The sequence below is a fragment of the Streptomyces chilikensis genome (assembly GCF_001642695.1).
GTDB classification, from domain to species: Bacteria; Actinomycetota; Actinomycetes; order Streptomycetales; family Streptomycetaceae; genus Streptomyces; species Streptomyces chilikensis.
This window is the reverse complement of the sequence record NZ_LWCC02000164.1, coordinates 3,518-13,839: the sequence shown is the minus strand read 5'-3', so window position 1 is coordinate 13,839 and position 10,322 is coordinate 3,518. Positions and strand designations below refer to the sequence as shown.

Below are 10,322 nucleotides of genomic sequence, written 5' to 3'. Positions count from 1 at the left end.
CCCCCGCCGGCACGTCCCGGCCGGCGACCGGCACCGCGCCGGCACCGCCGCCGGGACCTCCGTCCGCCGGGGGGAGGCCGCTTCCGCGCCCGGTGCGGGGCGGTCGCGGGCCGGGCCCGGCGTCAGCTCCCGCCCCGCGCGGCCCCGTCGAGGAACCGGGTGATCCGCCGGCGGAGCCCGTGCGGGTCGAGCCCGTGGGCGGCGACGTGCTCCTCCATCGTGCCGTAGCGCCGCAGTTCGCGACGGGCGACGCCCAGGCCGAGGATCCGGTGGGGGACGTCGGCGAGGGCGTCGTTCGCGGCGGCCGTGGAGGTGCCGGCCAGGTAGGGCTCGACCAGGACCACGTCGGCGCCCGCCGCGCCGGTCGCCCGGCGCAGCGCCTCCCCGTCGAAGGGCCGCACGGTGGTGGCGTGGAGGACGGTGACGTCCAGTCCCCGGGTGGCGTCGAGCACCGGGTCGAGCATCGGCCCGACGGCGACCACCACGCCCGAGCCGCCGCCGCGCACGGTGAGGAAGCGCGCGCCGTCCACCGGGCGCGCCTCGGCGTTGGTCTGGACGGAGAGCCGGACGTACACCTTGTCGTCGCCCGCCGCGACCGCGTGCCGCAGCAGCGCCTCGGCCTCGTCGGGGTGTCCGGGGACGTGCACGGTCCAGCCGTCGAGGGTGTCGAGCAGCGCCACGTCACCGGGCGCCATGTGGGTGAATCCGCCGGCGGGCCAGTCGTACGAGCCCAGGCCGCTCACCAGGACGGCGCCGGCGTCCTGGTGGCCCAGGTCCAGCTTGACCTGCTCGAAGGGCCGCTCCACCAGGAAGCTGCCGAAGGTGTGCAGGACGGGCCGCAGGCCCGTCAGCGCCAGTCCCGCCCCGGCGCCGATCAGCAGTTGCTCGCGGATGCCCACGTTGATCACCCGGTCGGGGTGGCGGCGGGCGGCCTCGGCGAAGCCGTCCCGGCCGATCTCGGCGAGCACGACGGCGACCCGCGGGTCCTCGTCGAGCAGTTCGGTCATCACCGGGGCGAAGCGGTCGCGCATGGTGTCCATCGGTGTTCTCCCGTTCCTGTTCCCTGGCCCTCCTGGCTCAGGCGTTCTTGGAGCGCGTCCGCGCCACGACGGCGTGCGGGCGGCCGGGGTGGGGGCGGGTGAAGGCGGCGTGCAGCGCCTCGTGGTCGTGGCCGTCCACCGTGACGACGGACCAGCCCGCCGCCTCGAAACGGGCCGCGATGCCGCCGGGGCGGGCGTGACTGGCCGAGGCGTTGTCCACGACGACGACGTGCAGCCGGTCCAGTGCCGCGGGGCCCGCGAAGGCGATGGCCTCGTGGTTGCTCCCCTCGTCCAGCTCGGCGTCGCCGACCAGCACCCAGACGGCCGGGTCCGGGCGGCCCTGGGCGCGCAGGCCGAGGGCCTCGCCGACGGCGATCGGCAGACCGTGCCCGAGCGATCCGCTGCCGATCTCGACCCCCGGCAGCAGGGTGCGGTCCGGGTGGTGGCCGAGCGGGGAGTCGTAGGAGCCGAAGCCGGGCAGCCGCTCGACGGGGAGGAACCCCTTGGCGGCGAGGACCGCGTAGTAGGCCATCGGGCCGTGTCCCTTGGACAGCAGGAACCGGTCCCGTTCCGGATCGTCCGTCCGCTCCGGCGAGATCCGCAGGACGCGGTCGTGGAGGACCCAGAGGACGTCGAGGGTGGAGGTGGCGGCGGGGCCGTGCTTCTCGTCTCCGGTCATCAGGCCCATCAGCCGGGGCAGTTCGCCGTAGCCGTGGAGGTGTGCCCGTGCGGTGTCGGTGTTCATGCGACGAGCGTGCGACCTCGAGCGAGGTTGAGGTCAAGCGCGGCCGGAGGACGACCCCGCCGGGCGCCGGAACCGGGTGGGCGTCCCGCCGTTCCTCGGCGACAATCCGCGGGTGAGAACCAGACCCGTGCGCCCCCAGGAACTGCCCCTGCTCCAGGAGATCGAGCGTGCCGCCGGCCGCCTGTTCGCCGGGATCGGCATGCCGTCCGTCGCCGAGGACGAGCCCCTGCCCCTCGGCCGGCTCGAGCGGTACCGGGAGGCCGGGCTCGCCTGGGTGGCCGTGGACGCGGCGGACGCGCCCGTCGCCTACCTGGTGGCCGAGCCGGTGGACGGTGCCCTCCACGTCGAGCAGGTCACCGTCCACCCCGGCCACGCGCGCCGCGGCATCGGCCGCGCCCTCCTCGAGCACCTGGAACGGCACGCCGCGGCCGGGGGTGTGCCGGCCCTGACCCTCACCACGTTCGCCGAGGTGCCGTGGAACGCGCCCTACTACTCCCGCCTGGGCTTCGCCGTCCTCCCCGAGGACGAGTGGGGACCGGAACTGCGGGAGGTGCGCGGGCGGGAGGCCGCGCACGGCCTCGACGCGTGGCCCCGCGTCGCCATGCGGAAGGCGGTGACGGCCGGCGCGGCGCCGGACGACGACGGACGGCTCGCGGACGCGGTCCGGCTCCGGGAGGCGGGCGAGCACCAGGAGGCCCGGCGGCGGCTGCTGGCCCTGGCCGCCGAGTTCCCGGGGGACGCCCGGACCGCCTACCAGACGGCCTGGGCGCACGACGTCCTCGGGCTGGAGGCGCAGGCCGTGCCGTTCTACGAGCGGGCCGTCTCCCTCCCCGGCCTCCCGGAGCAGGACCGGCGCGGCGCGCTGCTCGGCCTGGGCAGCACCTACCGGGTGCTCGGACGCCGCGCCGACGCCGTCCGCACCCTGCGTCAGGGCGTCGAGGAGTTCCCGGACGACGGCGGCCTGCGTGCCTTCCTCGCCCTGGCTCTCCACGACGCCGGGGAGCACCGGGAGGCGACGGCCCTCCTGCTCCGGCTCCTCGCCGCCACCAGCGCGGACCCCGGCGTGCGCGCCCACCGGCGGGCGATCGAGTTCTACGCGGCGGATCTCGACGCGACGGCCTGAGCGCCCCCGCCGGCTTCGAGGACCTCTCCCCGGACGCCGTGGACCGTCAGGCGCCCGCCGGCCCGGAAGACGGCGAGTTCCACGCCCTCGCTCCCGGCGGGTGACCGGTCCGGGCGCCCCGCGCCCCTCCTCCCGCGGGCGGCCGGGGTTCAGCGGCGCCCGAGGGCCTTGGCGCGTCCGTGGGACCAGCCGGCCAGGAGCGCTCCGGCCACCGTGACCACGACGTGGACGGCGAGTGCGGGGGCGAAGCCACCGGGAAGGCCGCGCAGCAGCCCGAGGTCCTGGTGGTCCACCAGCAGCCGGATCAGCCCCTGGACGGCGAGGGCGAGCAGGATCATGCCGACGACTTGCAGAAGGTCGTACTTCACGGAGCGCTTCTCCTACGGGTCGAGGTGGCCTCTTGGTACGTTGCATGCGTTACGGGCGTACCCATGAGACCGCGTCCGTTCCCCAGCGGAGAAGCCCTTTCCTCACACATTCTCACTTCCCGGGAGATGACCGCGTGCGTGACGAAATCCAGCGTTCCTGCCGGGTGTGCGGCGCACCGGTGGCGGTGACCGGGCGCGGGCGGCCCCCGCTGTACTGCTCGCGGAGCTGTCAGGCGCGGGCCTACCGGCGGCGCAGGTCGGCGGCGGGACCGGTCGCGGCTCCGGCCGCGGGAGGGACCGACGACCGGTCCGCCAAGCGGCGGCGCGTCGCCGAGGCGGTGTGGCGCATCGCGGCGGAGCACGGGCTGGAGGCGGCGACCATGCGCAGGATCGCCGGCACGGCGGGGATGTCGCTGCGGATGGTGCAGTACCAGTACGCCTCCAAGCACGACCTGCTGCTGGACGCGCTGCGCAGGCTGCACGCGGAGAACGAACGGCACGCCAGGCGGCGGATTCCGGCGGGCACCACGGACCCCCGGTCCCTGCTGACCGCCGTGCTGCACGAGTTCCTCCCCCTGGACGACCAGCGCGCCTTCTCGCTGAGGGTGCTGAACGCCTACTACGCGCGCAGCCTCACCGATTCCGCCCTCGCGGCGGTCTTCCTGCCGGACCAGCACCCGTTGGAGGACCTGGTCGCCTCCCTCCTGGAGGCGGCACGGGACGCCGGCCACGCGGCGCCCGGCGTGGACCCGGCCCGCGAGGCCGACCTGCTGGTGGCCGGTGCCACCGGCCTCGGCACGGACGTGCTGCACGGCCGCCGCCGCCTCGCCGACGCCCGTGCGGTGCTGGAGTACCACCTGACCCGGCTCCTGGGCTGACGGCCGGCCGGGAAATCGGTGGCACGGCCCGCCGGGCGCCGGTACCTTCTCGCCCATGGGTTCTCTGTGACAGCCCCCGCACCGCCACGGCGTCGAGCACGGCTCCGCCGTGGACCGGTGCTGCCCGCCTCCACTTTCCGGACTTCACATCTCGGCATGCCGAGAGGCGAGGGGCTGCTCATGCGCGCGTCACTCTCATCCCAGCTCTCCCTGCACGGTGTCTCCAAGCGGTACGACGACCGCACCGTGCTCTCACAGGTGTCCTTCTCACTCGCCCCGGGCGAGAAGGCCGGTGTCGTCGGCGACAACGGGGCCGGCAAGTCCACCCTGCTCCGGTTGCTGGCGGGGGCGGAGCGCCCCGACTCCGGGGAGGTCACGGTCGTGGCCCCCGGTGGCGTCGGGTACCTCCCGCAGACCCTCGCGCTGCCGCCCGAGGCGACCGTGCAGGACGCCGTCGACCTGGCGCTGCGTGAACTGCGGGTCATGGAGGACCGGTTGCGGCACGAGGAGACCGCGCTGGCGGATCTGCCGCCCGGCCCCGAACTGGACTCGGCGCTGGCCTCCTACGCCGCGCTCAGGTCCCGGTACGAGGCGCGCGAGGGCTACGGCGCCGACGTGCGCGTGAACGTGGCGCTCGACGACCTGGGGCTGCCCGGACTGGAGCGGTCGCGCAGGCTGGGCACCCTCTCCGGCGGCGAGCGGTCGCGGCTGGCGCTGGCCGCGACACTGGCCTCCCGGCCCGAACTCCTGTTGCTGGACGAGCCGACCAACGACCTGGACGACCGGGCGGTGGGCCGGCTGGAGGAGCGCCTGCGCCGCCATCGCGGCACGGTGGTGGCGGTCACCCACGACCGGGTCTTCCTGGAACGGCTGACCTCGACCGTGCTGGAGGTGGAGGAGGGCCGGGTCACCCGCCACGGCCACGGCTACGCCGGTTACCTGGCCGCCAAGGCGGCCGAGCGCCGGCGCCGGCAACAGCGCCACGACGAGTGGCGGGAGGAACTGGCCCGCGCCCGGCGGCTGGCCGAGACGGGCGCGGCGCGGCTGGAGGCCATCCCGCGGAGGATGGAGAAGGCGATCTTCGGCGCCCCCGCCTTCCGCGCCCGGGGGCGCAGCCACGGGGCGATGGGCCGGATCCGCAACGCCAAGGAGCGGATGGAGCGGCTCACCGCCTCGCCGGTGGCGCCGCCCCCGGACCCGTTGTCCTTCCACGCGGACCTCGTCACGGCGGCCGGTGAGGAGGCCGGTTCCCGGCCCGCCGCCGAACTGCGCGACGTGGCGGTGGACGGACGGCTGCGGGTTCCGGGGCTGCGGCTCGACCGGGGTGAGCGCCTGCTGGTCACCGGGCCCAACGGAGCGGGCAAGAGCACCCTGCTGCGGGTGCTCGCCGGTGAGCTGGCACCGGACTCGGGCACCGTGCTGACGCCGGGCAGGGCCGGGCACCTGCGGCAGGAGGAGGCTCCGTGGCCCCCTTCCGTCACCGTCCTGGAAGCCTTCGCGCACGGGCGGCCGGGCGACCGGGACGCGCACGCCGCCAGGCTCCTGTCGCTGGGGCTCTTCGAGCCCGCCGCGCTGCGGATCCGCGTGGGCGAGCTGTCCTACGGGCAGCGGCGGCGGATCGAGCTGGCCCGGCTGGTCGTCGAGCCGGTCGACCTGCTGCTGCTCGACGAGCCCACCAACCACCTCTCCCCCGCCCTGGTGGAGGAGCTGGAGACGGCGCTGGCGGACTATCCCGGGGCGGTCGTCCTGGTGACGCACGACCGGCGGATGCGGGAGAGGTTCACCGGCTCGCGGCTGGAGCTGGACGGGGGCGAGGTGCGCTCGCTCACGCGCCCCGCGACCTGTCGATGACGCAGAACCGGTTGCCGTCCGGATCCTCCAGGACCACGAAGTCGGGGTCCTCGGGGTAGAGGTCCCAGTCGGCCCGCCGGGCGCCGAGGGCCAGCAGCCGCTCGACCTGGGCGGCCTGGTCCCCGGCGTCGTCGGCGTAGAGGTCGAGGTGGACGCGGGGGTGCCGCTGGACCGGCGTCCCGCTGAGCATCAGCGCGAGCCGGGGCCCGGGGGCGCCCCCGGCGGGGGCCAGCACCGCCCAGCGGTCCCCGGGTTCCTTCCGCGGGACGTAGTCCAGCGCCTCGGTCCAGAAGGCGAGGGCCCGTTCCATGTCGTCGACGCCCAGGACGAGCGATCCGATCTTCAGCATGGCCCCATTCTTCACACCGTCAGGTCGGCCGTCCCGTGAGCGGGCCGGGCCGCGGCCGCGACGGACAGCAGGTCCGCCTCCCGGCCGGGACGGGCCACCAGGTGCAGGCCCACGGGGTCGCCGTCCGCCGTCAGCCCCGCCGGAAGGCTCAGGGCGGGATGGCCGGTGATGTTGAACGCCCAGGTCAGGGCGACGCTCATCACCTCCCCCGGGCCCTGGTGTCCGTGGGGCGGGTTCGGGGTGGTCGGCGTGGCCAGCAGGTCGTGCTCGCGGAAAAGGGCGTCCACGGCGAGGGTCAGCGCGCGGCGGAGCGGTTCGGCCCTCGCCGGATCCCCGCCGCGCAGGGCCCTCCAGCAGGGCGCGGGGTCCGGGAGGCGCACCTCGGCCTCCCGCACCCGCACCGCTCCGGCGGCCGAGAGCCGCGCCAGTGCCGTCCGGGCGGTCCCGGCCACGGCGGGGTCGGTGTCCGCGAGGCCGAGGGTGGCCGACCACAGCACGGACAACTCCTCCGGGGCCGTGCCGGGGCCGGCCGGGGCCGGGGTCCCCGTGAGGACGTCCAGCACGGCGGCAGCGTCCGCCACGCACCGTGTCAGCGGGCCCGGCGTGTTCAGTCCCGCCCGGTCCCGGGCCGGCATCCGGCCGTTGGTGGGCTTGAGTCCGACCACGGAGCACCAGGCGGCGGGGATGCGGACCGAGCCGGCGCCGTCGCTCCCGGTGGCGAGCGGGACCATGCCCCGGGCGACGGCCGCCGCGGAGCCGGCGGAGGAACCGCCGGGGCTGCGGTCGGCGCGGTGCGGGTTCAGGGTGGGACCGTGCGGTGTGGCGCCCCAGGTCCGCCAGCCGGTGCCCGGCCCCGGGGTGGCGGTGGCCCCGACCGGCACGCAGCCGGCGGCGAGCAGCCGGCGGGTCTGGAAGGCGGTCGCTCCCTCGGTGGCCTTCACCCCGATCGGAACGCCGGCCAGGGGGAGCGCCTCGCCGGCCGCCAGCCTCCGCTCCACCTCGGCAGCGGCCTCGGCGGCGCGCCGCGGCCACCGTTGCGTGAAGGCCCGGGTGCGCGGCTCCTCCCGTTCGATCCGGGCGAGCGCCGCGGCCAGGACCTCGCCGGCCCGCACCTCCCCGCCCCGCACCAGGGAGGCGATCCGCAGTGCCGTCAGCTCCGGGTAGTCGTCGGCGAAGCTCATGGTCCTCCCAGCAGTCGCAGGACGGCCCGCCGGTACACCCCGTACACGCGGGGCAGTTCGGCCAGGTCCACCCGCTCGTCGGTTCCGTGCAGCCCCTGGTGGGGAAGGCCGAAGCCGGCCGTGGCCGGCACGCCCTCCCCGGCCAGCAGGTTGCCGATGTTGGAGGGCCCCGCCACCTTCGCCCGGACCTCCAGTCCGGCGTCGGCGGCCGCCCGCAGCAGGGCGGCGGCCGGCTGCCGGTCCCCGTCCAGCCGGTAGGCGGGCCAGGAGATCACCGGCTCCACGTCGGTGGGACCCGGCCCCGGGGTCCCGGCGTCGAAGGCGGAGACGACCGCGCGCACCAGTCGCTCGGCCTCCGGCGGCCCGAACTCCGCGGTGGTGCGGACGTCGACGTTGATCCGGCACCGGTCCGGCACGACGGAGAAGCCCTCGCCGCCGTCGATCGCGGTCACGGTCAGCCGTGGCGGCAGGGGGAAGGAGTCGCCGGGCAGTTCGGTCCCGTCCAGCATCCGCACCAGGTGTGCCGCCCGGGAGACCGCGCCCACCACCTCGCGCCGCGCTCCCGAGTGCCCGGACGGGGCACGCACGGTGAGGACGCACCGCCACAGTCCCCGCCCGCCGACCACCACTTCGTCGATCCCCGGGTATCCGATCATCACGCCCGCCGGCCGGCGGGCCCGCGGGTCTGCCAGGTAGGCGCGGGCGCCGCCGAAACGCCCTGTGTGCTCGTCCGCGTCGAGCAGCACCGCGAGGCCCCCGGCCAGCTCGCCGGCGCGCGGGGCGAGGTCGGCGGCCAGGTGGCAGAACATCGCCGCGGCCGTCTTGGAGTCCGCGGCCCCGCGCCCCCGGAGCCACCCGTCCACCACGTCCCCGGCGGTGGGCGGGAAGGACCAGGCGCCCTCGTCCCCGAACGGAGCGGTGTCCACGCAGGCGTCGAGCGTCCACCACTCCCCCGGCCGGCCACCGGCGACCTCCACCAGCAGCCCCGCCGTGGTCCCGTCGGGGCCCCGCAGCCGGCGGTGGGGCAGTCCCCGCCCCGTGAGCCACCGTTCCAGGACGTCCAGCACCGGCCCGTAGTCGTCGGTCCCGCCCCTGCTGGGCGTGCGGACCAGTTCACGTGCCAGCGCGACGACGGAACCGCGGACGTCGTCCACACCCTCCCCCTTCGTCGGCCTCCGGCAGCACCGTACGCTGCCCGGGCGACACCTGGCGGCACGACGGAAGGTCCGACCACCATGACCCACACCTGGCTCGTCCGCGCGGAGACCGGGACCGACGCGGCGGCCGTCCGCGGCGTCGACCTGGCGGCGTTCCCCACCTCCGAGGAGGCGGACCTCGTGGCGGCGCTGCGCGCCGACCCCGGGGCCTGGTTCGGCGACCTGGCGCTGGTGGCGGAGGACGCCCGGGGGGTCCTCGTCGGTCACGCGGTGCTGACCCGCTGCCACATCGGCGCGGCTCCGGCGCTCGCCCTGGCACCGGTCGCGGTGCTGCCCGACCACCAGGACCAGGGGGTGGGCACGGCCCTGGTCCGCGCGGCGCTGGCCGCGGCGGCGGAACGCGGCGAGCACCACGTGGTCGTCCTGGGCCACCCGTCGTACTACCCGCGCTTCGGCTTCTTCCGGGCGTCCGCGTACGGCATCCGGGTGAACTTCGACGTCCCCGACGAGGCGCTGATGGCCCTCACCCTGGACCCGGCCCACCCCCTGCCCTCGGGCACGGTGCGTTACGCGGCGCCGTTCGGCGTCTGAACGGACCACCGGGCAAAGGCGGGGAGGCCCTCTTGCGCCCGCTTTCCCCCACCGCCGACGCTGAGGCCATGGTGACGACACGTACGGCAGCCGGCCCACGACGGACGCCGCGGATCGCTCCGGTCGCCGGTCACATCGGCGCCGAGGTCGACGGCGTCGACCTCGCCGGCGACCTGCCGGAGCCCACGGTGACCGCGATCCGCGCGGCGCTGCTGCGCTGGAAGGTGCTGTTCTTCCACGGGCAGCGCCTCGACCACGCCGCCCACGTCGCGCTGGCCCGGCGTTTCGGCGAGCCGGTGGTGCTGCCCCGCCGCGGCAGCGCGTCCCCGGCCGGGTTCCCGGAGGTGGAGACCACCGCCGACCGGCTGGAGCTCGGCGGCCGGTTCGGCATGGACCACGACGAGTGGCTGGACCGCCGCCGCCACAGCCTGCTGCGGGGCTGGCACTGCGACCACGGGGCCCGCGTCGACCCGCCCGCCGCGACGATCCTGCGCGCGGAGGCGGTTCCCCCGTACGGCGGTGACACCACCTGGTCGAACCTGGCCGCCGCCTACGCCGGCCTGTCCGCCCCGGTCCGCGCGTTCGTCGACGGGCTGCGCGCGGAGCACCGGCTCGGCGTGGGCTACCGGCCCCGCCCCGGTGAGGACGCCTACGTCCGCCACCTCCTCGGCCACCAGGTGGCGACGGTGCACCCGCTGGTCCGCGTCCATCCGGAATCCGGCGAGCGGTCGCTGTTCGTCAACGGCTACTACCTGGAGCGGATCCAGGACCTGTCGCGGGCGGAGGGCGTCCGCGTCCTGGAGATGCTGCTGGAGCAGGCGGTCCGCCCCGAGTACACGGTCCGCTTCCGCTGGGAGCCGGGCAGCGTGGCCTTCTGGGACAACCGTTCGACGATCCACCTGGCGCCGAGCGACCACACGGTGTCGGGCGCCCCGCGGATCATGCACCGGGTGATGCTGGCCGGAGAGGTACCGGTGGGCGTGGACGGCCGCGCCTCCGAGCCCCTGACGGGGAGCGAACCGGGAGTGTGGTGAGAGCC

General features: G+C 76.1%; 11 protein-coding genes and 1 pseudogene. 6 read left to right on the top strand and 6 right to left on the bottom strand.

Annotated elements, in window-relative coordinates; genetic code table 11:
- Positions 1-122 precede the first annotated feature (122 nt).
- The gene (locus A2U95_RS30190; protein WP_166028910.1) at positions 123-1,040 is read right to left on the bottom strand and encodes a transketolase family protein; all 918 of its coding nucleotides are present in this window, start codon (positions 1,038-1,040) and stop codon (positions 123-125) included.
- Between the two features lie 37 nt (positions 1,041-1,077).
- Positions 1,078-1,785, bottom strand: coding sequence for a thiamine pyrophosphate-dependent enzyme (locus A2U95_RS30185; protein ID WP_166028908.1), 708 nt, complete (start codon positions 1,783-1,785; stop codon positions 1,078-1,080).
- A gap of 112 nt (positions 1,786-1,897) precedes the next feature.
- On the opposite strand from A2U95_RS30185, the pseudogene A2U95_RS33190 reads away from it, so the two are divergent.
- Together A2U95_RS33190 and A2U95_RS33185 are read left to right on the top strand one after the other, a co-directional pair.
- A pseudogene (locus A2U95_RS33190) lies at positions 1,898-2,401 on the top strand (GNAT family N-acetyltransferase); the annotation flags it as partial.
- The gene (locus tag A2U95_RS33185) at positions 2,387-2,908 is read left to right on the top strand and encodes a tetratricopeptide repeat protein (RefSeq protein ID WP_240958410.1); all 522 of its coding nucleotides are present in this window, start codon (positions 2,387-2,389) and stop codon (positions 2,906-2,908) included. The pseudogene A2U95_RS33190 and the gene A2U95_RS33185, both read left to right, overlap by 15 nt.
- A 149-nt stretch (positions 2,909-3,057) precedes the next feature.
- Here A2U95_RS33185 and A2U95_RS30175 read toward each other — a convergent pair whose 3' ends face one another.
- Positions 3,058-3,276, bottom strand: coding sequence for a hypothetical protein (locus A2U95_RS30175; protein WP_166028906.1), 219 nt, complete (start codon positions 3,274-3,276; stop codon positions 3,058-3,060).
- A gap of 134 nt (positions 3,277-3,410) precedes the next feature.
- On the opposite strand from A2U95_RS30175, the gene A2U95_RS30170 reads away from it, so the two are divergent.
- Positions 3,411-4,154 carry a TetR/AcrR family transcriptional regulator gene (locus A2U95_RS30170; RefSeq protein ID WP_240958408.1) on the top strand — a complete coding sequence of 248 codons (744 nt, stop codon included), beginning with the start codon at positions 3,411-3,413 and terminating at the stop codon, positions 4,152-4,154.
- A gap of 180 nt (positions 4,155-4,334) precedes the next feature.
- Positions 4,335-6,005, top strand: coding sequence for a TlrC/CarA/OleB/SrmB family ABC-F type ribosomal protection protein (locus tag A2U95_RS30165; RefSeq protein ID WP_166028902.1), 1,671 nt, complete (start codon positions 4,335-4,337; stop codon positions 6,003-6,005).
- Here the strand turns inward: A2U95_RS30165 and A2U95_RS30160 are convergent.
- Genes A2U95_RS30160 through A2U95_RS30150 form a run of 3 tightly spaced genes read right to left on the bottom strand, consistent with a single transcriptional unit; the run spans position 5,980 to position 8,689 of the window.
- A complete protein-coding gene (locus tag A2U95_RS30160; protein ID WP_166028900.1) occupies positions 5,980-6,354 on the bottom strand; it encodes a VOC family protein in 375 nt (124 codons plus the stop codon). The genes A2U95_RS30165 and A2U95_RS30160 overlap by 26 nt on opposite strands.
- An 11-nt stretch (positions 6,355-6,365) precedes the next feature.
- Positions 6,366-7,535 (bottom strand): amidase, encoded by a 1,170-nt coding sequence (locus tag A2U95_RS30155; RefSeq protein ID WP_166028898.1) that lies wholly within the window; start codon positions 7,533-7,535, stop codon positions 6,366-6,368.
- Entirely contained in the window at positions 7,532-8,689 is a 1,158-nt protein-coding gene (locus tag A2U95_RS30150; RefSeq protein WP_166028896.1) for a M20 family metallopeptidase, read from the bottom strand. The genes A2U95_RS30155 and A2U95_RS30150 overlap by 4 nt, the downstream gene beginning before the upstream one ends.
- An 81-nt stretch (positions 8,690-8,770) precedes the next feature.
- On the opposite strand from A2U95_RS30150, the gene A2U95_RS30145 reads away from it, so the two are divergent.
- Both A2U95_RS30145 and A2U95_RS30140 read left to right on the top strand, forming a co-directional pair.
- Positions 8,771-9,283: a GNAT family N-acetyltransferase gene (locus tag A2U95_RS30145; RefSeq protein ID WP_166028894.1), complete on the top strand. Its 513-nt coding sequence runs from the start codon at positions 8,771-8,773 to the stop codon at positions 9,281-9,283.
- Positions 9,284-9,351: 68 nt separating this feature from the next.
- Positions 9,352-10,317, top strand: coding sequence for a TauD/TfdA dioxygenase family protein (locus A2U95_RS30140; protein ID WP_166028892.1), 966 nt, complete (start codon positions 9,352-9,354; stop codon positions 10,315-10,317).
- Positions 10,318-10,322 lie beyond the last annotated feature (5 nt).

Bases quoted from the DNA above. Each gene is read 5' to 3' on its own strand.
- A2U95_RS30165 (WP_166028902.1), top strand. From the start codon at position 4,335: ATGCGCGCGTCACTCTCATCCCAGCTCTCCCTGCACGGTGTCTCCAAG.
- A2U95_RS30145 (WP_166028894.1), top strand. From the start codon at position 8,771: ATGACCCACACCTGGCTCGTCCGCGCGGAGACCGGGACCGACGCGGCG.
- A2U95_RS30160 (WP_166028900.1), bottom strand. From the start codon at position 6,354: ATGCTGAAGATCGGATCGCTCGTCCTGGGCGTCGACGACATGGAACGG.
- A2U95_RS30185 (WP_166028908.1), bottom strand. From the start codon at position 1,785: ATGAACACCGACACCGCACGGGCACACCTCCACGGCTACGGCGAACTG.
- A2U95_RS30190 (WP_166028910.1), bottom strand. From the start codon at position 1,040: ATGGACACCATGCGCGACCGCTTCGCCCCGGTGATGACCGAACTGCTC.
- A2U95_RS33185 (WP_240958410.1), top strand. From the start codon at position 2,387: ATGCGGAAGGCGGTGACGGCCGGCGCGGCGCCGGACGACGACGGACGG.
- A2U95_RS30155 (WP_166028898.1), bottom strand. From the start codon at position 7,535: ATGAGCTTCGCCGACGACTACCCGGAGCTGACGGCACTGCGGATCGCC.
- A2U95_RS30140 (WP_166028892.1), top strand. From the start codon at position 9,352: ATGGTGACGACACGTACGGCAGCCGGCCCACGACGGACGCCGCGGATC.